At 64.4% G+C, this 20242-nt stretch carries 17 protein-coding genes and 1 tRNA gene; 10 read left to right on the top strand and 8 right to left on the bottom strand.

Going from position 1 to position 20242, the window contains the following annotated elements; translation table 11 throughout:
• Nucleotides 1–4 precede the first annotated feature (4 nt).
• From sucD to recA, 5 genes are all read right to left on the bottom strand, one after another.
• On the bottom strand, nt 5–886 hold the full coding sequence (gene sucD, locus E1956_RS05830) for a succinate--CoA ligase subunit alpha (protein ID WP_134747782.1): 882 nt from the start codon (nt 884–886) through the stop codon (nt 5–7).
• Nucleotides 887–984: 98 nt separating this feature from the next.
• The gene (sucC, locus tag E1956_RS05825; RefSeq protein WP_134747781.1) at nt 985–2151 is read right to left on the bottom strand and encodes an ADP-forming succinate--CoA ligase subunit beta; all 1167 of its coding nucleotides are present in this window, start codon (nt 2149–2151) and stop codon (nt 985–987) included.
• Between the two features lie 50 nt (nt 2152–2201).
• Nucleotides 2202–2894: a DUF2889 domain-containing protein gene (locus E1956_RS05820; protein ID WP_134747780.1), complete on the bottom strand. Its 693-nt coding sequence runs from the start codon at nt 2892–2894 to the stop codon at nt 2202–2204.
• 119 nt (nt 2895–3013) lie between these two features.
• Nucleotides 3014–3724: a recombination regulator RecX gene (recX, locus tag E1956_RS05815; protein WP_232071295.1), complete on the bottom strand. Its 711-nt coding sequence runs from the start codon at nt 3722–3724 to the stop codon at nt 3014–3016.
• Between the two features lie 245 nt (nt 3725–3969).
• A complete protein-coding gene (gene recA / locus E1956_RS05810; protein WP_028217845.1) occupies nt 3970–5049 on the bottom strand; it encodes a recombinase RecA in 1080 nt (359 codons plus the stop codon).
• Between the two features lie 285 nt (nt 5050–5334).
• Between recA and E1956_RS05805 the strand changes: the two genes are divergently transcribed.
• From E1956_RS05805 to E1956_RS05780, 6 genes are all read left to right on the top strand, one after another.
• Nucleotides 5335–6141: a response regulator transcription factor gene (locus tag E1956_RS05805; RefSeq protein WP_134747778.1), complete on the top strand. Its 807-nt coding sequence runs from the start codon at nt 5335–5337 to the stop codon at nt 6139–6141.
• Between the two features lie 12 nt (nt 6142–6153).
• Complete coding sequence (locus E1956_RS05800; RefSeq protein WP_134747777.1) at nt 6154–7788, top strand: sensor histidine kinase; 1635 nt, start codon at nt 6154–6156, stop codon at nt 7786–7788.
• A gap of 294 nt (nt 7789–8082) precedes the next feature.
• Complete coding sequence (locus E1956_RS05795; protein WP_134747776.1) at nt 8083–9741, top strand: MFS transporter; 1659 nt, start codon at nt 8083–8085, stop codon at nt 9739–9741.
• 145 nt (nt 9742–9886) lie between these two features.
• Nucleotides 9887–9963 (top strand) — tRNA-Met (locus E1956_RS05790).
• A 316-nt stretch (nt 9964–10279) separates the two neighbouring features.
• Complete coding sequence (locus E1956_RS05785; protein WP_134747775.1) at nt 10280–11674, top strand: MFS family transporter; 1395 nt, start codon at nt 10280–10282, stop codon at nt 11672–11674.
• A gap of 228 nt (nt 11675–11902) precedes the next feature.
• Nucleotides 11903–12643: a class I SAM-dependent methyltransferase gene (locus tag E1956_RS05780; RefSeq protein WP_134747774.1), complete on the top strand. Its 741-nt coding sequence runs from the start codon at nt 11903–11905 to the stop codon at nt 12641–12643.
• A 98-nt stretch (nt 12644–12741) separates the two neighbouring features.
• Here the strand turns inward: E1956_RS05780 and E1956_RS05775 are convergent, their stop codons facing one another.
• On the bottom strand, nt 12742–13761 hold the full coding sequence (locus E1956_RS05775; RefSeq protein WP_134747773.1) for a sensor domain-containing diguanylate cyclase: 1020 nt from the start codon (nt 13759–13761) through the stop codon (nt 12742–12744).
• 131 nt (nt 13762–13892) lie between these two features.
• Nucleotides 13893–14603, bottom strand: a complete 711-nt coding sequence (locus tag E1956_RS05770; RefSeq protein ID WP_232071365.1) for a FadR/GntR family transcriptional regulator — start codon at nt 14601–14603, stop codon at nt 13893–13895.
• Between the two features lie 121 nt (nt 14604–14724).
• Between E1956_RS05770 and dgoD the strand changes: the two genes are divergently transcribed.
• The gene (gene dgoD / locus E1956_RS05765; protein ID WP_134747772.1) at nt 14725–15873 is read left to right on the top strand and encodes a galactonate dehydratase; all 1149 of its coding nucleotides are present in this window, start codon (nt 14725–14727) and stop codon (nt 15871–15873) included.
• Between the two features lie 367 nt (nt 15874–16240).
• The gene (locus E1956_RS05760; protein ID WP_134747771.1) at nt 16241–16540 is read left to right on the top strand and encodes a hypothetical protein; all 300 of its coding nucleotides are present in this window, start codon (nt 16241–16243) and stop codon (nt 16538–16540) included.
• A 104-nt stretch (nt 16541–16644) separates the two neighbouring features.
• On the opposite strand, the gene E1956_RS05755 is transcribed toward E1956_RS05760, so the two are convergent.
• Nucleotides 16645–17571, bottom strand: coding sequence for a copper resistance D family protein (locus tag E1956_RS05755; protein ID WP_134747770.1), 927 nt, complete (start codon nt 17569–17571; stop codon nt 16645–16647).
• A gap of 586 nt (nt 17572–18157) precedes the next feature.
• Between E1956_RS05755 and E1956_RS05750 the strand changes: the two genes are divergently transcribed.
• Entirely contained in the window at nt 18158–18913 is a 756-nt protein-coding gene (locus tag E1956_RS05750; protein ID WP_134747769.1) for a c-type cytochrome, read from the top strand.
• 21 nt (nt 18914–18934) lie between these two features.
• The gene (locus tag E1956_RS05745; RefSeq protein ID WP_134747768.1) at nt 18935–20230 is read left to right on the top strand and encodes a c-type cytochrome; all 1296 of its coding nucleotides are present in this window, start codon (nt 18935–18937) and stop codon (nt 20228–20230) included.
• Nucleotides 20231–20242 lie beyond the last annotated feature (12 nt).

Raw genomic sequence — 20242 nt, 5'->3', positions numbered from 1 at the left:
GAAATTACAGAATCGACTTCAGCAGACGACCCATTTCCGACGGGTTGCGCGTCACCTTGATGCCGCAGGCGTCCATGATTTCCAGCTTCGCGTCGGCCGTATCCGCACCGCCCGAGATCAGCGCGCCGGCATGGCCCATGCGCTTGCCCGGAGGCGCCGTGACGCCCGCGATGAAGCCAACCACCGGCTTCTTCATGTTGTCCTTGATCCAGTAAGCGGCGTTCGCTTCGTCCGGACCGCCGATCTCGCCGATCATGATCACGGCGTCCGTATCCGGATCGTCGTTGAACATCTTCATGACGTCGATGTGCTTCAGACCGTTGATCGGGTCGCCGCCGATACCGACTGCCGACGACTGGCCGAGGCCCAGTGCCGTCAGCTGGCCGACTGCTTCATACGTCAGCGTGCCCGAACGCGACACGACGCCGATGCGGCCCTTGCGGTGGATGTGACCCGGCATGATGCCGATCTTCAGCTCGTCCGGCGTGATCGTGCCGGGGCAGTTCGGGCCGAGGAGCAGCGTCTTGCGGCCTTCGCGGCGCATACGGTCCTTGACTTCGATCATGTCGCGGACGGGGATGCCTTCCGTGATGCAGATCGCGAGATCGAGGTCGGCTTCCACCGCTTCCCAGATCGCTGCAGCTGCGCCTGCGGGCGGCACGTAGATGACCGAAACGGTCGCGCCGGTGGCTTCCTTCGCTTCACGCACGTTCGCGTAAATAGGAATGCCTTCGAAATCTTCGCCGGCCTTCTTCGGGTTCACACCCGCGACGAATGCTTCGCGGCCGTTGGCATATTCACGGCAGGCGCGCGTGTGGAACTGACCGGTCTTGCCGGTAATGCCCTGCGTGATGACCTTGGTGTCTTTGTTGATCAGAATCGACATGTATTGACCTCTGTTCGTTTGGCGTCATGCGTCGCGCCAGACCGCTTCTTGCGTTGCGGTGTTCGCGCCGTCACCACGCCATTCGTGTCCGCTGAAAATTACTTGCCTTCGGCAGCCGCGACGACCTTCTGCGCAGCCTCTTCCATGCTGTCCGCCGAGATGATCGGCAGGCCCGAATCGGCCAGCATCTTCTTGCCGAGGTCCTCGTTCGTGCCCTTCATGCGCACGACGAGCGGCACATTCAGGTTCACGGCCTTCGAACCGGCGATCACGCCTTCCGCGATCACGTCGCAGCGCATGATGCCGCCGAAGATGTTCACGAGGATCGCCTTCAGGCCCGGGTTCTTGAGCATGAGCTTGAACGCTTCGGTGACCTTCTCGGTCGTCGCGCCGCCGCCGACGTCCAGGAAGTTCGCCGGCTCGCCGCCGAACAGCTTGATGGTGTCCATCGTGGCCATCGCGAGGCCCGCGCCGTTCACGAGACAGCCGATGTTGCCGTCGAGCGAGATGTACGCGAGGTCGAACTTCGAGGCTTCGACTTCAGCCGGATCTTCTTCGTCGAGGTCGCGGTAAGCGACGATTTCCGGGTGGCGGAACAGCGCGTTCGAGTCGAAGTTGAACTTCGCGTCGAGTGCGATGACCTTGCCGTCGCCCGTGACGTTCAGCGGGTTGATTTCGGCCAGCGACGCGTCGGTTTCCCAGAATGCCTTGTACAGGCCTTGCAGGATCGTGCGGGCTTGCGGAATCGAAGCAGCCGGCACGCCGATCTTCGCGGCGAGGTCGTCGGCCTGAGCGTCGAGCAGACCCGTCGACGGCTCGACGATGACCTTGTGAATCAGTTCCGGATGCTTTTCCGCAACTTCTTCGATGTCCATGCCGCCTTCGCTCGAACCCATCAGAACGATCTTTTGCGACACGCGATCGACGACGAGGCTGACATACAGTTCCTGCTTGATGTCAGCGCCTTCTTCGATCAGCAGACGGTTGACCTTCTGGCCTTCCGGACCGGTCTGGTGCGTGACGAGCTGCATGCCGAGGATCTGGCTCGCGTATTCGCGCACTTGATCCAGCGACTTCGCCACCTTCACGCCGCCGCCCTTGCCGCGACCACCCGCGTGAATCTGCGCCTTGACGACCCACACCGGGCCGCCGAGCTCTTGAGCGGCCTTGACCGCGTCATCCACCGAAAACACCGGGATGCCGCGCGGGACGGCGACTCCGAATTTCCGCAGGATTTCCTTACCCTGGTACTCGTGAATCTTCATGCGTGATTCCTTCAGTCTGAGAGTTGGAGTGAACTTCGATTCCGCTGTTGTTATTCATGCGCAATGGCGTCGGCCTTGCCCTCGTGGCTCGGGCCGGGCTTCTCGCGCACGCTGGCGGTTTCCGCGCCACGCTCTACTGAACGCGGCGCATGGCCATACCAGCGCGGATAAAACTGCTTGACCGCCTCGCCGTCGAACCGCAGCGCGTGGCAGCGGCCGAGCTGGAAAGGCGGTTTTTCGCCAGCGGCTGCGCCGTCGGCAGTCTTGCCAGATTCCGGTCCGGAAGCTTCGCCCGGCGTGCCTTTCGATGTATCCCACACTGCTCCGACGAATGCCTGGATCGCGACAGTCGGCAACACGCCCAACATTTCGGTGAGGTGCGTGCAACCGGCCGTGCCGGCGAGGAGCCGGCCCGCTTCGCGGCGGAAATTCTGGAGGAGATTGAGCCCGATAAGGGCCCGATAGGCGGGATTGGCGTTCTGGCACTGACCGTCATAAGGCACCCAGTCGGACGACGCTTCTGCGTCGACGACGTTGAGCTTGCGATCGATCGTGATGCGGAGCCAGAGTTCATGGATCGGCAAACCGTTGGGCCGAACACCGGCGGCGAGCGGCACGTCGCGTGGCTTATGGTCGGTCAGACACGCGTCGATGTCCCATAGACCGTCTTCGCGCTCATAGGCGACTGCCCGGATAGCGCGCTGATGACGCAACTGGCGAGGCGCTGGCGAAGAAAGCGGCATGCTAGAGGTAAGACCGGACAGGAAAACCTCTCGATTTTAGCATACCGGGTATTTGAGACAGCGGCGAACCCACAGCGTCCACCAGGACATGGCCACAAGCGGTTTTTGAGCCAGCCGAATCAGTTTTCCGGCCACTCGCCATCGAAGCTGTCTTCAATGCCCTTCAAAATCTTGCCGATGATCGACATCGAAAAGCCGCGCGCGGCCAGAAAACGGGCCTGACGCGCACGCTCGGCGGGCGTCTCGGGCAACTGGCCGTACTTCTTCTGCCAGACGGCGCGGGCACGCGCGAGCTCGGTCTCGCGCAACTGCGCGTTCACTTCTTCGATGAGCGCGTCGCCCACGGCATGACGCTTGAGCTCGCTGACGATGCGCCCCGCCCCCACGCGCGCGGCACGGCGATACACGACGCTTTCCGCAAAGCGGGCGTCGGAGAGCCAGCCATCGCGTTCGAGCGCGTCGAGCAGCGCTTCGAGCTCGTCGGCGTTTTCGGTGTAGGGCATGAGCTTGCGCGAAAGCTCCGCGCGGCTGTATTCGCGGCGCGAGAGATAGCCGAGCGCACGCCCCTTGAGCGAGCGCTCGGGACGCTGCTTGCTCGATGTCTCGTTCTTGCGAGCGTTGCGCGACATGCGCGAGGTGGAGCTGCGCTCGTAGCGGTCGGCTTCTGGCGCCGGGGGTTCGTGGTGCGCTTCGCGGTGCTGCGCTTCGTGCTGCGATTCGTGTGGTGCTTCGGACGACCCCGCCGCGGACGCATCGAAAAATGCCTCGAACGGCACTTCGAATACCGCCCCGCCTTCGTCGTCCAGATCGTGGGGTGTTGAATGCGCCAAGCCGCGAGCGCCCGCATGGGCGTCGCGGCTTGGTGTGTCGGTACGTTGCGTGTCGGTGCGCGCGGGATCGCGGCGCGTGGCGCGCCGCGCCTCACGCGGGTGCTCCGCCTCGTCCGAAGCGGGAGAAGGCGCCGCGGATGTTGCCGCAGAAGTGGCCACATCATGCGGCACCGAGGCGGACCCACCCTTGCGCATCACGGTAGTGCTGACTCTCTGGTGCCGATTTCAGAACTCAACTTCGGGACTTATTCTTCTTCGTCCGCGATTTCCACTTCGCCGGTGTCGTTGGCGCCGGCCGGCATCGTGCTCACGCCAAGCGATTCGCGGATGCGGTTTTCGATCTCACGAGCGATATCCGCATTCTCGCGCAGGAATTCGCGCGCGTTGTCCTTGCCCTGGCCAATGCGCTCGCCGTTATAGCTGTACCACGCACCGGCCTTGTCCACGATCTTGGCCTGCACGCCGAGGTCGATGATTTCGCCCTGACGCGAGATGCCTTCGCCGTAGAGGATGTCGAACACGGCTTCGCGGAACGGCGGCGAGACCTTGTTCTTGACGACCTTCACGCGCGTTTCGCTGCCGATCACTTCGTCGTTCTTCTTGATCGAGCCAATACGGCGAATGTCCAGACGCACCGACGAGTAGAACTTGAGCGCGTTGCCGCCCGTGGTGGTTTCCGGGTTGCCGAACATCACGCCGATCTTCATGCGGATCTGGTTGATGAAGATGACCATGCAGTTGGTCTTCTTGATCGTGCCCGTGAGCTTGCGCAGCGCCTGCGACATCAGACGCGCCTGCAGACCCGGCAGCGAGTCGCCCATTTCGCCTTCGATTTCGGCCTTCGGCACGAGCGCCGCGACCGAGTCGATCACGATCATGTCGATCGAGCCCGAGCGCACGAGCGCGTCGGTGATTTCGAGCGCCTGCTCGCCCGTGTCCGGCTGCGAGATGAGCAGCTCCGGCACATTCACGCCAAGCTTGGAAGCGTATTGCACGTCGAGCGCGTGTTCCGCGTCGATGAACGCCGCCGTGCCGCCGAGCTTCTGCAATTCGGCGATCACCTGCAGCGTGAGCGTGGTCTTGCCCGACGATTCCGGACCGTAGATCTCGACCACCCGGCCGCGCGGCAGGCCGCCCACGCCGAGCGCGATGTCGAGGCCGAGCGAGCCGGTGGAGACCACCTGGATGTCTTCGACCGCGTCGCCGTCGCCGAGTCGCATGATCGACCCCTTGCCGAACTGCTTTTCGATCTGCGCGAGCGCGGCAGCCAGCGCCTTGCTCTTTTCAGCAGTCAGCCCAGCCGAGCCTTTCTTGCTATCTTCCATGAATCGTCCTTTGCTATGATGAACGGCGTCTGGTGACGAGGCGTGCATGCCGCTGGTGACAAACCCCGGGCACATACGCGTGAACGCAGACACTGTATAAAAAAACAGTGGTTTTGGCAAGCGTGTTTTCATCAAACCTGCGTGCCGAAACCGCGAATTTTCGGAGACCGCCGCCCGACGCTCACCGGGCTCGCCCCCTGCCGGGAGCGCTGCGCGCAAAAGCGAAGCGCACAACGGGCAGCCAAACGCGGGCTTCAAAGCGCTTCGTTGGCGACGCTGGCGCACATGCGAATTCTCATTGCCGAAGACGACAGCATACTCGCGGACGGCCTCGTCCGATCACTCCGCCAGTCGGGCTATGCCGTTGATCACGTGCGTCATGGCGTGGATGCCGATACGGCCTTGTCGATGCAGTCGTTCGACCTCCTGATCCTCGATCTGGGCCTGCCGAAAATGCCAGGCCTCGAAGTGCTGCGCCGCTTGCGCGCGCGCAATTCCACCCTCCCCGTCCTGATCCTCACCGCCGCCGACAGCGTGGACGAGCGCGTGAAAGGCCTCGACCTCGGCGCCGACGACTACATGGCCAAGCCCTTCGCGCTCAACGAGCTCGAGGCGCGCGTGCGCGCGCTCACGCGGCGCGGCGCGGGCGGCGGCCCCACGGTCGTGCGCCATGGCGCGCTCGCGTTCGACCAGGTCGGGCGCGTGGCGCGCATCAACGACCAGGTGCTCGACTTGTCGGCGCGCGAGCTCGGCGTGCTCGAAGTGCTGCTGCAGCGGCTCGGCCGGCTCGTCTCGAAGGAGCAGCTCGTCGATCACCTCTGCGAATGGGGTGAGGAAGTGAGCAACAACGCCATCGAGGTCTACGTGCACCGGCTGCGCAAGAAGCTAGAAACGGGCGGCGTGCGCATCGTGACCGTGCGCGGGCTTGGGTACTGCCTCGAAAAGGAGGCGAATCCGGCGAACGCGCCTGTAATCACACCGGCTACGGCCACGGAAAATTCCGCAGCGGCAACGCCCACCGATACGCCGGACGCCAATCTCCCGGGCGACGCCGCGCCACCTGCCATGCCGGCCAGCCACTACTACAAATAGCCAGGCGCAACGATGGCCGAGCCCGCTCCCGCCGCACGCCCCGCGCCGGCCACGTCCGGCGCCTCGCCAAGGTCCGCCGCGCGGTCCGCAGACGAGGCTGGCGCGCTCGACGACGAGGCGCGCGACGCCCGCTACGCCAACCCGTTCGCCCCGCCCGACGAAGCCGAAGCCGCCGCGGCGCGCCCGCGCTCGCTGTTCGGCGAGATCCTCGACTGGATGCTCGCGCCGCTGCTGCTGCTCTGGCCGATGAGCATCGCGGTGACCTATCTCGTCGCCAAGTCGATCGCCAACGGGCCGTTCGACCGCGCGCTCGAAACCGACGCCTACGTGCTCGCGCGCCAGATCCATCCGGTCAACGGCGTGGCGGAGCTGACGCTGCCCGACTCCACGCGCGACTTCCTGCGCGCCGACAACGTCGACAGCGTGTACTACCAGGTGCTCGGCAGCCGCGGCGAGCTGGTGGGCGGCGACCGCGAGATGCCGCTGCCGCGCGACGACGACCGCCCGCCCGCCGGCCTCGTGGAGTTCCGCGACGACATGCTGCACGGCATCGACATCCGCGTGGCCTATACGACGGTCGAGCTGCCGAATCTGGCGGGCTCGCAGCCCGTGCTCGTGCAGGTGGCCGAGACGCTCGACAAGCGCCGCACGCTCGCCAACGACATCATCAAGGGCGTGATCCTGCCGCAGTTCGTGATCCTGCCGCTCGCGATCCTGCTGGTCTGGTTCGGCCTCTCGCGGGGCCTCGCGCCCTTGCACGCGCTACAGTCGAACATCCGCATGCGCCGCCCTGACGACCTCTCGCCACTCGAAGCGCGCCGCGCCCCGCCCGAAATCGAGCCGCTCGTCACGTCGTTCAACGACCTGCTCACGCGCCTCGAACAGAACATGCAGCTGCAAAAGCGCTTTATCGCCGATGCGGCGCACCAGATGAAGACGCCGCTCGCGGGCCTGCGCACCCAGGCCGAACTGGCGCTGCGCCAGGACGCGCCCGCCGAAGTGCACCGCTCGCTCGAGCAGATCGCGACGAGCTCCGAGCACGCCGCGCGGCTCGTCACGCAACTGCTCGCGCTCGCGCGCGCCGAGAACCGCATGACGGGGCAAATCTTCATCCCCGTCGACATCGCCGACGTAGCCCGTCACGCGGTGCGCGACTGGGTGCAGCCCGCGCTCGCCAAGCAGATGGACCTCGGCTACGAAGGCCCCGAGCACGACCTCGACGACAAGCACGATGAGAGCAGCGAGCACGCCGCGCAGCACCGCGCGGCGCCGGTGCAAGTCGACGGCAACCCCGTGATGCTGCGCGAGATGCTCTCGAACCTGATCGACAACGCGATCCGCTACACGCCCGCCGGCGGCCGCATCACCGTGCGCGTGCGGCCCGAGCCCGTGGCGCGCGTGGTGCATCTGGAGGTGGAGGACACCGGCATCGGCATTCCCGCGGCCGAGCGCGAGCGCGTGCTCGAACGCTTCTATCGCATCCTCGGGCGCGATGGCGAGGGCAGCGGCCTCGGGCTCGCGATCGTGCGCGAGATCGCAACGATGCACGGCGGCACGCTCGCCATCGACGACAACGTCTATCAGCTCGAACCGCGTCTTGCCGGCACGCTGGTACGCGTGACGCTGCGTCTACGCGGCGCAAATTGACGCCAGCCGGTCGAAACTGACGGCAAGGCGGCCGGAAATGGGGATGGGACTTACCCTTAGCCGGCACCCGCTCAATCCGCACGAACTCGTCAGATAGAGGCAAATGGACGAATGTTAACTACCGTCCATTGTTAATTGCCTGAAATTAGCGAATCATCAAAGGTCCAGTACGAGTCTCAAAAAAGCCCCTCCGCCGTCAGAACCCCGTAAGTTTCCATTCCAATAATGCTTCGCAGGACCGCCTCTCGGGCGGCCCCGACCAGCACGTCGGCATATCAAGAAATGGAGACACATATGGCAACCGTTGGCGGACAAGTCTCACACACGCCGATGACCAGCGACGAAAAACGCGTGATCTTCGCGTCGTCGCTAGGCACGGTGTTCGAGTGGTACGACTTCTACCTGGCCGGCTCGCTCGCGGCCTACATCAGCAAAAGCTTCTTCTCCGGCGTGAACCCCACCGCGGGCTTCATCTTCACGTTGCTCGGCTTCGCAGCGGGCTTCGCGGTGCGGCCGTTCGGCGCGATCGTGTTCGGTCGCCTCGGCGACCTCGTGGGCCGCAAGCATACGTTCCTCGTCACCATCGTCATCATGGGCCTGTCCACCTTCGTGGTGGGCTTCCTGCCGGGCTACGCGTCGATCGGCATTGCCGCGCCCGTGATCTTCATCGGCATGCGCCTCTTGCAGGGTCTCGCGCTCGGCGGCGAGTACGGCGGCGCGGCCACCTACGTGGCCGAGCATGCGCCGCCCGGACGCCGCGGCTTCTACACCTCGTGGATCCAGACTACGGCAACGCTCGGCCTGTTCCTCTCGCTGCTCGTGATCCTCGGCGTGCGCACGACGGTGGGCGAAGAGCAGTTCGGCGCGTGGGCATGGCGCATTCCGTTCGTCGCGTCGATCCTGCTGCTCGCAGTCTCGGTGTGGATCCGGCTGCAGCTCGACGAGTCGCCGGCCTTCAAGCGCATCAAGGCCGAGGGCAAGGTCTCGAAGGCGCCGCTCTCCGAAGCGTTCGGCCAATGGAAGAACCTCAAGGTCGTGATCCTCGCGCTGATCGGCGTGACGGCCGGCCAGGCCGTGGTCTGGTACACGGGCCAGTTCTACGCGCTGTTCTTCCTCACGCAGACGCTCAAGGTGGACGGCGCGAGCGCCAACATCCTGATCGCCCTGGCGCTTCTGATCGGCACGCCGTTCTTCCTGTTCTTCGGCGCGCTCTCGGACAAGATCGGCCGCAAGCCCATCATCATGGCCGGCTGCCTGATCGCCGCGCTCGCCTACTTCCCGCTCTTCAAGGCGCTTACGCACTTCGCGAACCCGGCGCTCGAAGCCGCAACGGCACGCGCGCCGATCGTGGTGATCGCGAACCCGGACGAATGCTCGTTCCAGTTCAACCCGGTGGGCACCTCGAAGTTCACTAGCTCGTGTGACGTTGCCAAGAGCGCGCTCTCGAAGGCGGGCCTGAACTACTCGAACGTGGCTGCGCCGGCGGGCACGCTCGCGCAGATCAAGGTGGGTGACACGACCATCGATACGTTCGACGGCAAGGCGCCTGGCGCGAAGGAGGCGGGCGCAACGTTCGAGAAGACGCTCTCGGGTGCGCTGAAATCGGCAGGCTATCCGCACAAGGCCGACCCGGCGCAGCTCAACTGGCCGATGACCGTGGTGATCCTGACCATCCTCGTGATCTTCGTGACGATGGTGTACGGGCCAATCGCGGCGATGCTCGTGGAGATGTTCCCGACGCGCATCCGCTACACGTCGATGTCGCTGCCCTATCACATCGGCAACGGCTGGTTCGGTGGCTTCCTGCCGGCGACGGCCTTCGCGATCGTGGCGGCCAAGGGCGATATCTACTCGGGGCTCTGGTATCCGATCGTCATCGCGCTCGCAACCTTCGTGATCGGCATGCTGTTCGTGAAGGAAACCAAGGACTCGGATATCTACGCGCAGGATTGATGCGTTTGTATTCGTAGTTCTCCGCCGGTTGGGGCCTCGGGCTTTGAGTTCTGCCATGCCTCACCGGTGGCTTTGGAGAATCTTGAAAAAAGATGGCGATGGGGGTTGACAGCCTCCGGGTGCATTGTCATAATTCGTCTTCTTCGGCGAATTAGCTCAGCCGGTTAGAGCGACGGAATCATAATCCGCAGGTCCGGGGTTCGAATCCCTGATTCGCCACCAAATGCGAAAGCCCGGTAGATCAAAGATCTACCGGGCTTTTTCATTTTCACTTCCGGATCGCCTGATTCGCCATACAGCAAAGCCAGGTCGAGCCGTCCGGATTGCCGCCACTCGCGCAAGCATCCGCCCTAAGCCTCGACCCGCTTCAACCCCACCGGCATCCGCAAGCCCCCCCCCTCGCGTGCTCCAGAAATCAGGCTGCCTCCACGAACCTGATTTACGCTTGTCTGACCGAGCGCATCCTCGGCCTGCCCAAGTCGTTCTGAGACGGAGTCATCATCGCGGTGCGACCGCTACCGATCATTGCGCGGCAAGCATGCCCCGCCGGTGCGTGACCTCCGGCGACACACTAATAAAAGGAGACCAGTCCTTGACCCTTTCTGAACTTTCCAATCCAGCGGAGCAAGTTCGCTCTCTCCCCGTTGCTCGACGCATTCGCGCCATCGTAGGCGCCTGCTCCGGCAACCTGGTGGAGTGGTACGACTTCTTCATTTACGCCTATACGGCGATCTATTTCGCGTCCCAGTTTTTCCCGAAGGGGGATCAAACCAGCCAATTGATGGCAACCGCCGGCATTTTTGCCGTCGGCTTTCTCATGCGCCCGCTGGGCGGCTGGATCTTTGGCGCCATTGCGGATACCCATGGCCGCAAGAGAGCAATGATTCTGTCGGTTTTCCTGATGTGCGCTGGCTCCCTCGGCATCGCCGTCATACCGACCTATGAAAGCATTGGCGGCTGGGCCCCCGTGCTGCTGCTGATCGCCCGACTGGCTCAGGGCCTGTCGGTGGGCGCGGAGTATGGCGCCGGCGCCACGTACATCAGCGAGGTGTCCAGCAAGGGCAACCGCGCTTTCTATGGCTCGTTTCAGTACGCCACCATCATTGGCGGTCAACTTTTAGCACTGCTGACCATAACGGTGCTCCAGCATCTGTTCAACAAGGACGCCATGCATGAATGGGGCTGGCGGATTCCGTTTTTCATCGGCGCCATCTCGTCAGTCGTGGTCGTCTATCTGCGCCGCTCGATGATCGAAACGCTGGACGCCAAGGAGGCCAAACGCAAGGAAGCGGGCTCGATTCGGGGACTTCTGCCGCACAAGTGGGCCGTGTTCGTGACGCTGTTCATCACCATGGGCTGCTCGCTGTTCTTCTACACCTTCACCACCTATATGCAGAAGTTCCTGGTCGTGTCCTCGGGTATCGACTCCAAGACCGTCAGCTTGATCATGACCTCGGCCCTGGTCATCTTCATGTTGCTGCAGCCGGTGTTCGGCCTGCTGGGCGACCGCATCGGGACACGCGCGATGATGATGCTGTTTGGCGCACTGGCTGCGGTGGTCGTCGTGCCCCTGATGATGGCGCTCAAGCAAACCACCAGCCCCTGGATCGCATTCGGGCTGGTCATGGTCGGCATGGTGATCGCGGCCTTCTATACCCCCGTCACCGGCATTCTCAAGGCGGATCTGTACCCGCCAAGCGTGCGCGCGCTGGGCGTTGGCTTTCCCAACGCGATTGGCAACGCCCTGTGCGGCGGTACCGCCGAATACGCCGCCCTCTGGCTGCGCTCCATCAACGTTGAAAGTGCGTTCTTTTACTATGTGGCACTCATGGCCGCCCTCACGTTCCTGGCGGCCTGGCTGATGCCCGACCTGCGCAAGCACGGTTATCTGGACGGTGACGGCCAGGTCGAGCAAAACGCAGGCTTGCGCTAATGCACGCGTAGCGCCCGTGTGGAGGAAGACAGGCGCGCTGCGAGGGGCTCTGTCGCCCTGGAACTTGTCTTCACCGGGCGTGGCGAACTACGCTGCGCATTGTGCGCAGCGTAGATCCCCTACCGCGATGGTCTCGCGGTTTTCGCGCAGTCTTCTCACGATGCCTGCACCCGCTGACCGCTGACACACGAGACGACTCACTCCATTCAACCTCGATGATCTCGACCCATGCAGCTCTACGATCCTTACTGCAGCGACATCCGCGATGAGATTGCGGTTCTGAAAGACGCCCTCGAGCCGCTACACGCGCAGGGACAGTTGCGTAGCATACTGGAAATCGGCTGTGGCACCGGCGACATGACGCGGCGAATCGCCGACACCTGGCCCGACGCCAAGGTCTGCGCATTGGAGATCGACGCGATACAACTCGAGAAGAACCAGCTGCGCAATCGCCACGACAACATCACGTATCTCAGCGGCCCCGCCGAAGCCATACCGTTTGCAGCGCAGATGTTCGATGCCGTGCTGATGTTCAAGTCGCTTCACCACGTACCCGGCGCATTGCTCGATCAGGCACTGAGCGAAATTCACCGCGTGCTGCGGCCGGGCGGAGTCGCGTATTTCGCCGAACCCGTCTTTGCGGGAGAACTGAACGAAATCATCCGTCTGTTTCACGACGAGGAAAATGTCCGGCAAGCCGCGTTCGACGCGCTCGTGCGCGCATCGGAAGATTCACGCTGGGACCGCGCGAGAGAAACGCACTACCGCGTCCCCGTCCGGTTTCTGGACTTTGACGACTTCGAACGCAAGGTCATGCGTGTCACGCACAGCGATTTCCAGCTCACGCCAGAGCGAATCAGCAAGGTCCGTTGCGCGTTCGAGCCGCACATGACGAGCGATGGGGCGAATTTCGTTAGACCCATGCGTGCCAATACCCTGGTCAGAGCCCTGTCGAGGGAGCAGCGCTAGCGCCGGGCGGTGGCGACCATTCTTGGCGTGGGTGAGTGTCATTGCGAGGTGAAGCTTGCGCAAAATTCGCCACCCAATGCAAAAAAGCGAGTGGCTCGTCACCCGCACCGCCTCACCCCCCCCTTCCTCCCCCGCTTCGCCTGATACATCGCCTGATCGGCGCGATCGATCAGGCCGGTCATCTCCACACCGTCCTCGGGCAGCACCGCGAATCCCACACTCACACCCAGCTCGATCGGCCGCCCCTCGAACTCGAACGGCTCGCGCACTTTCGCCTCGATGCTCCGGCTATGCGCCTCGGCATCCAGACGTGTGCCGATGCCGGGCAGGATCATCGCGAATTCATCCCCGCCCACGCGCGCGGCCGTATCCACACGGCGGCAATTCTTCGCAATACGCGCAGCCGTCTCCTTGATCGCCGCATCTCCGGCCCGGTGGCCGTACCGGTCGTTGATCGGTTTCAAGCCATCCATGTCGAGATTGAGCACACCCAGCCCGCCCGCCGAACGCGACGCGAGATCGACCGACTGGCGCAGACGGTCGTAGAACAGCGCGCGGTTCGGCAAGCCCGTGAGCGCATCGTGCGTGGCCTGCAAGTAAAGCTCGCTCGTCTCGTAGCGCGCGGCATGGAACATCGCGGCCGCGATCAGCCCGGAGATCAGCGAGAGCGCCTCGATATCCTCTTCGCCGAATGCGTCTACTTCGGGCGCCACCACTTTCAGCACGCCCACCGTCGTTTCCAGATGCTTGAGCGGCGTGACGATCATCGAGCGCAGCCCCGCGCGCCGGCAGGCTTCGCGGTCCACGCGCGGGTCGGTTTCCGAGTCGTCGCAGCGCAGGATTTCGCCCGTGCTCACGCACAGCCCGGAGAGGCTCGTCTCGCGCGCGAGACGCAGGCCCAGCATGTTCTCGACGCTGCCCGAGGCCGCGCGGTACACCATGTCGGCGCCTTCGGCGAGCTCGACCGCGGCGCCTTGCGCGCCGGTCAGCTGTTCGGCCCGCTCGGCGACGAAGGCCATCACGCCGCCGAGATCGAGCCCAAGGCGCGCGATGTCGGATTGCGCGCGGATGATTTCAAGAAGCGTTGCGTTATCGAGTCGAGGATCGCCGTCTTTCATTGCATCAAACGTTTGCGGAATTTGCCGGACTGCGGTGCGGGATGGCAGTACCTGAGCACGCCGAAAGGCGCGGGAAAGGCACGGTACTGGCACGACGCCCGAGAGGATAGCAAACCCGGACGTCTTTGCCCTCACCCTTCGATACGCTCGCGCGTCACGCGCAGCAGCGCCGCCATCGCGGCGCGCGCCGCGTGCGCATCGCGTTGGCCGATGGCCTCGAACACCGCCGTGTGGTCGGGCAGCGCCGCGTTGAACACCTCCGCGCGCTTGGCGTTCACGCGCAACTGGCCTTCGAGCGTGCGCTCGATCAGCGTGCCGAGCGGCACCAGCAGCTCGTTGCGGCACGCCGCCAGCACGGCCAGGTGAAAGCGCAGGTCGGCGCGCACCCATTCGTCCACGTTGCGCGCTTGCGCCATCGCCGTGTGCGCGTGCGCGAGCCGCTCGAGTGCGTGCGCATCGTGCGCGCTCGCGGCCAGTCCCGCCGCGAACGGCTCGATCATCTCGCGCATTTCCTGGAGCTTGAGCGCAAACGCGAGCGGCGGCGCGACGCGCGCGTACCAGTCGAGCACGTCGGCATCGAGCAGGTTCCACGCCGCGCGCTCGCGCACCCGCGTGCCCACCTTCGGCCGCGATTCCACGAGCCCCTTCGAAGTGAGCGTGCGCAACGCCTCGCGCAACACGGTGCGGCTCACGTCGAAGGCCGCCATGAGTTCGGCCTCGCGGGGCAGTATTTCGGCGGGCGCGTAGTCGCCGCGCAGGATCGCGCTGCCGAGTTCGAATGCCACCGTGCCATGCAGATCGCGCTGAATCGCCGTTCTCCCGGGTGTGATGTCCGTCGCCAAAGTCGTCAAAGCCCAGATACTGGGAGCTTTCGCGAAATAATACTATTAATAGCACTTAAAGGCGATTTTTGCAGTAGCATGGGCTCCTCGACCTGATGCTTCATCGAAAAGGAGACACCGCATGAAAATCACCCGGCTCGAAACCTTCGTCGTGCCGCCCCGCTGGCTCTTTCTCAAGATCGAAACGGACGAGGGGATCATCGGCTGGGGCGAGCCTGTTGTCGAAGGCCGCGCGCACACGGTTGCAGCCGCCGTCGACGAGCTCGCCGACTATCTGGTCGGCAAGGACCCGCTGCTCATCGAAGACCATTGGCAGGTGATGTACCGCGCGGGCTTCTATCGCGGCGGCCCGATTTCGATGAGCGCGATCGCGGGCGTCGACCAGGCGCTCTGGGACATCAAGGGCAAGCATCATGGCGTGCCCGTGCATGCGCTGCTCGGCGGCCAGGTGCGCGAGAAGATCAAGGTCTATTCGTGGATCGGCGGTGACCGTCCGAGCGACGTCGCGAACAACGCGCGCGCCGTGGTCGAGCGCGGCTTCAAGGCCGTCAAGATGAACGGCTCCGAAGAGCTGCAGATCATCGATACCTTCGACAAGGTTCAAGGCGTCATCAACAACGTCGCGGCGGTGCGTGAGGCCGTGGGTCCTAACGTGGGCATCGGCGTGGACTTTCATGGCCGCGTGCACAAGCCGATGGCCAAGGTGCTCGCGAAGGAGCTCGATCCGTACAAGCTGATGTTCATCGAGGAGCCGGTGCTCTCGGAGAACGTCGAGGCGCTGCGCGACATCGTCAACCAGACGAGCACGCCGATCGCGCTGGGCGAGCGTCTCTATTCGCGCTGGGACTTCAAGCACATCCTCGCGGGCGGCTATGTCGACATCATCCAGCCCGATGCCTCGCACGCGGGCGGCATCACCGAGTGCCGCAAGATCGCCGCCATGGCCGAGGCCTACGACGTCGCGCTTGCGCTGCACTGTCCGCTCGGGCCCATCGCGCTCGCAACCTGCCTGCAGATCGATGCGGTGAGCTACAACGCGTTCATCCAGGAACAGAGCCTCGGGATTCACTACAACAAGGGCAACGATCTGCTCGACTACATCCGGAACCCCGAGGTCTTCAAGTACGAAGACGGCTTCGTGTCGATTCCGCAGGGCCCTGGCCTCGGTATCGAGGTCAATGAGGAGAAGGTGCGCGAGATGGTGAAGACGGGGCATCGCTGGCGCAATCCGGTGTGGCGTCACGAGGACGGCAGCGTCGCCGAGTGGTGATCTCGAAGCGATCGAATTCATCAGCGTGATCGAGAAAGCGGCACCGAGTTGCATGCCCCCCGGCGCTCCCGGGAATCAGACGCGCTTGCAGTCGTGCCATGCGCGTTACGTGACGCCCTGACGGCGTCGCGTTTCAGCGCCGTAACGTTTGAGGCCTCTTTACGGCCCGACAGCCGCACACCGCCTTCGAGCCGTTGCCGCTTATGGCGCTTTCGCACATAGCGAAAGCGCCTGCGAAGGCTCGCCGCGCAAGGCGCCGGCGCCCTTCGCGCACTGCCCGCACGCAACGTGCGGCGCGACCTGGCCCTCTCTGGCCTGCTCCTTGCTGAATTCCCTGCGAGACCCCTACCCCGCCGCAGGGAACCCCATGGAAGCGATGCTCCCCGACTATCTGATCCGCGAACAGGCCGCCGTCGGCGCCCTGGTTGTCTTTGGCCTGTTGCGCGTGATCGTGGCCGCCGTCGCGTGCACCCGCGGCTGGCGCATCCTCGTTGTCGAGCAGAGCTTCATCGGCGTCGCGGTCCTGTGGTGCGCGCCGCAGCTCATCGACCTGATCGCGCATCCTTCGTCGGTGCTCGCGCTCGCCGAGCTCGAGGGCAAGGGCATCGGCTGTGCCATCGCCCTCTTCTTCTCGCCCATACTCAGTCATCGGCTCGGCTACGAGTGACGCTGCGCCAGCGCACGGCATCGCTGCGCGCCAACGCGCGAGCAATGCGCCGGCGCGTGCCCGATACACAGGCGCGTATCGATACCTGAACCTCGCCCGACGTTTCAGCCCTGCAACACATAGCCCGGCACGCTGTGCCCGAGCACGGCCGCGACGATGAGCACGGCCATCATCACCAGCGCTTCGAGATGCAGCACGTTGACGAAGCGGCGCGCTGCGCCCGTCGACGCGGCGCGACGCAGCTCGGGCATCGCCACCATGCGGTTGAAGCCGCCCAGCAGCATGGCCAGCACCACGAGCGCGAGCTTGGCGATCAGCACGTGGCCCCACGCGCTCGTTGCGAGCGCTTCGAACGAGCCGCCGGTGCCGCGCACGGCATTGAACACGCCCGTCGCGAGCACGAGCCCCACGGCGAAGAGCGCCACGTTCGAAACCTGCCCCGCCGTGCGGATCAACACGCCGCGCGCCGTCGATGCACCCAGCGCCGGCAGCACGGCCAGGCCGCCCGCCATCACGATGCCGCTCCATGCGCTCGCGCTCAGCACGTGCAGCGTGTGCAGGCCGAGCGCCGCGGAGGCGAATCCGGCGTCGGCGGCATGGCCGAGTCCCGCGCGCCCGGCGGCGATGGCGATGAGCGCGAGCCACAGCACGCCGTCGCGCAGCGGGCTGGCCTGCATCAGCGCCGTGATAAGCACCACCAGCGCGCCCGCGAACGCAACGCTCCATGCGTGACCCACGTGGGTTTGCGCGAGCACCGTCGGCACGACGCCGAATGCGTCAGGCAAGGTCCCCCCGCTGATCGACGCGCTTTCGTACAACAGCCAGATTGCGAGTGCAATCACGAGCACGAGCGAGGCCGCCCGCAGCGATATTTGCGCGCGCAGCCACGCGGGCCGCGCAGGCGCGACCGCACTGCGCGCGTCCTTCTCGAGCCACGCGCCATAGAGCGTCGAGCCCAGTGCAAACGCGTAGGCGATGTTCACGAGGGCGGCCATCGCGACCTGCCCGATCCACAGCCAGTCAGCTTTCATCGGAGCGCGTCCTCCTTGCGTTCATGACGGACGAGGAGCGGGGCGAAGTCTGCGGCGCGTGCCTGCAGCATCGAAAGGGAAAGTGCAATTGGAGTCATCGAGACGAGTGGCAAGGAAACAACAAGAAAACAAGGTGGAATCGATATCAACGTTGGCGCAATGGCGCAGGCTCGACGCCATTGCATGACGCAACCGTGACGAAATCGCGCCTGCGTGCCCGCGTGCGCGCCGTTTCAAGACGTGCCTGCTTCGATAGCCATCGTAGCGATCGGTTCAACGGCGCTTCGCATACACTTTCAACGCGCGTCCAGCACCGTCGATGCGCATGGCATGCAGTAACGCGCAAGCAGGGTCAATCCCGAGTCACGGATCGGCCAACAGGTGCAGAATCATAACCGGCGACGTTGCGACCCTCTGCCGCAATCGTGTCCGCGCAGGCGGCTGCGTGACACGTGTGGCAAATGGTCACTATCAGGCCGCGATGATAGAATCGGCTGCGTCGCCGCAGCGCGCACGGTCTACGGCTTTCATCGCGCGCAGCCTACAAGCCGGGTCGTTCGAAGCCTGGTCAGGTCCACGATAAAGAATGGAGTCACGCGTGTCCCCAAGACGTATCTCCAGACCGCTCATTCCGCTCGCCGCGCCGCTCTTGGCCGCATTGCTGTTCGGCACGACCGGAATGTTCAGCGCAGCGTCCGCCCAGACCCCACAGCCCAAAGCCCCCGACACGATAGAATCGCGCGTCCAGGGCTGCACCGCATGTCACGGCTCGCACGGCCAGGGGACCGACAACGACTACTTCCCGCGCCTCGCCGGCAAACCGGCGGAGTACCTGTACAACCAGTTGATGAATTTTCGCGAGGGCCGCCGCAAGTACCCTCCGATGAATTACCTGGTCACCTATCTCTCCGACGACTACCTGCAAGAGATCGCGACGTACTTCTCGCAGCAGCGGCCGCCCTATCCGCCGCCTTCGAAGCCGACGGTCGGTGACAGCACGCTCGCGCACGGCCGCGAGATCGTGCTGCACGGCGACCCGGCGCGGCAGGTGCCCGCGTGCGCGGCCTGCCACGGCATGAAGCTCACGGGCATGCAGCCGGCCATTCCGGGTCTCGTCGGCCTGCATGCGGACTACATCAGCGCGCAGATCGGCGCCTGGCGCTCGGGCTCGCGCCACGCCAAGGCGCCCGATTGCATGCATGAGGTCGCCACGCGCCTCACGGACGATGACGTGAACGCGGTCGCGGCCTGGCTCTCGACGCAAAGCGCGCCGCAAAATCCCGTGCCGGCAGCGGCTGGCTCGTTGAAGACGCCGCTTGCTTGCGGCAGCGAACCGCAATAAGGCGCCGGGGGAGACAGCCATATGAACCGCAAGTCCCTGTTCGCACTTTCCGCAGTCGTCGTCACCGCCCTCGCCGCGCTCGTGCCGGTGCTGTGGACCGGCAACGACTATCTGCGCAACAGCTCGGCGCAGGCGGCCACGCCCGTCGATCAGTCCGATCTCATCAAGAAGGGCGAGTATCTCGCGCGCGCAGGCGACTGCGTCGCCTGCCATACCGTGCGCGGCGGCCAGCTCTTCGCGGGCGGCCTGCCGATGGCGACGCCGTTCGGCACGCTCTATACGCCGAACATCACGCCCGACGACCAGTACGGCATCGGCAAGTGGAGCGCCGACGACTTCTATCGCGCCATGCACACGGGCCGCTCGAAGGACGGCAGCCTGCTCTATCCGGCCTTCCCGTTCACGAGCTACACGAAGGTCTCGCGCGCCGACTCGGACGCGATCTACGCGTACCTGCGCTCGGTGCCGCCGGTGAACGCGCCGAGCCGCCCGCACGAGCTCAAGTTCCCGTTCAACAACCGCAATCTGCTGATCGGCTGGCGCACGCTGTTCTTCCGTGAAGGCGAGTACAAGCCCGACCCGACCAAATCGGTCGAGTGGAACCGCGGCGCATATCTGGTCGAGGGCCTCGGCCACTGCGCCATGTGCCACACGTCGATCAACATGATGGGCGGGCCGGTCAACTCGTCGGCGTTCGCGGGTGGCCTGATCCCGCTGCAGAACTGGTACGCGCCCTCGCTCACCTCGAGTGAAGGCGGCCTCGGCGACTGGGACATCAAGGACATTTCGAGCCTGCTGAAGACCGGCGTCTCGGAACGCGGCGCGGTGTTCGGCCCGATGGCGGACGTCATTCATAACAGTCTGCAATATCTCTCGGAAGACGATATCCAGGCGATGGCGACGTATCTGAAGACGATTCCGCAAAAGAAGGAAGCGCCTGAGCAGATGCAGATGGAAACATCCGAAGCGTTCGGAGGCGAACTCTTACAGCAAGGTCAGAAGATCTACCATGACCAGTGTGCAAAGTGCCACGCGGAAAACGGCCTCGGCATGCCGCCGAACTTCCCGCCGCTCGCGAACAATCAGTCGATCCAGATGAAATCGGCTGTGAATCCGATCCGTATGGTGCTCAACGGCGGCTATCCGCCCAGCACGCAGGGCAATCCGCGCCCGTACGGCATGCCGCCGTTCGCACAAGCGCTGTCCAACCAGGAGGTGGCGGCGGTCGTGACGTTCATCCGCATGACGTGGGGCAACAAGGGCACGCCGGTGTCCCCGCAACAGGTGGCCGATCTGCGCTCCGCGCCGCTCGACTGACGCGCGTTTGTG

The organism is Paraburkholderia pallida (assembly GCF_004524855.1).
Taxonomy (GTDB): Bacteria; Pseudomonadota; Gammaproteobacteria; order Burkholderiales; family Burkholderiaceae; genus Paraburkholderia; species Paraburkholderia oxyphila.
Note: the sequence above shows the minus strand (reverse complement) of the source record. Positions and strands in the feature narration are given on the sequence as shown.

Excerpts from the sequence above, each read along its gene's own strand:
- E1956_RS05800 (WP_134747777.1), top strand. The coding sequence starts at position 6,154 with ATGGCCGAGCCCGCTCCCGCCGCACGCCCCGCGCCGGCCACGTCCGGC.
- sucD (WP_134747782.1), bottom strand. The coding sequence starts at position 886 with ATGTCGATTCTGATCAACAAAGACACCAAGGTCATCACGCAGGGCATT.
- sucC (WP_134747781.1), bottom strand. The coding sequence starts at position 2,151 with ATGAAGATTCACGAGTACCAGGGTAAGGAAATCCTGCGGAAATTCGGA.
- E1956_RS05755 (WP_134747770.1), bottom strand. The coding sequence starts at position 17,571 with ATGAAAGCTGACTGGCTGTGGATCGGGCAGGTCGCGATGGCCGCCCTC.
- E1956_RS05760 (WP_134747771.1), top strand. The coding sequence starts at position 16,241 with ATGGAAGCGATGCTCCCCGACTATCTGATCCGCGAACAGGCCGCCGTC.
- dgoD (WP_134747772.1), top strand. The coding sequence starts at position 14,725 with ATGAAAATCACCCGGCTCGAAACCTTCGTCGTGCCGCCCCGCTGGCTC.
- E1956_RS05745 (WP_134747768.1), top strand. The coding sequence starts at position 18,935 with ATGAACCGCAAGTCCCTGTTCGCACTTTCCGCAGTCGTCGTCACCGCC.
- E1956_RS05820 (WP_134747780.1), bottom strand. The coding sequence starts at position 2,894 with ATGCCGCTTTCTTCGCCAGCGCCTCGCCAGTTGCGTCATCAGCGCGCT.
- E1956_RS05795 (WP_134747776.1), top strand. The coding sequence starts at position 8,083 with ATGGCAACCGTTGGCGGACAAGTCTCACACACGCCGATGACCAGCGAC.
- E1956_RS05775 (WP_134747773.1), bottom strand. The coding sequence starts at position 13,761 with ATGAAAGACGGCGATCCTCGACTCGATAACGCAACGCTTCTTGAAATC.
- E1956_RS05750 (WP_134747769.1), top strand. The coding sequence starts at position 18,158 with ATGGAGTCACGCGTGTCCCCAAGACGTATCTCCAGACCGCTCATTCCG.
- E1956_RS05780 (WP_134747774.1), top strand. The coding sequence starts at position 11,903 with ATGCAGCTCTACGATCCTTACTGCAGCGACATCCGCGATGAGATTGCG.
- E1956_RS05785 (WP_134747775.1), top strand. The coding sequence starts at position 10,280 with ATGCCCCGCCGGTGCGTGACCTCCGGCGACACACTAATAAAAGGAGAC.
- E1956_RS05805 (WP_134747778.1), top strand. The coding sequence starts at position 5,335 with ATGCGAATTCTCATTGCCGAAGACGACAGCATACTCGCGGACGGCCTC.
- recA (WP_028217845.1), bottom strand. The coding sequence starts at position 5,049 with ATGGAAGATAGCAAGAAAGGCTCGGCTGGGCTGACTGCTGAAAAGAGC.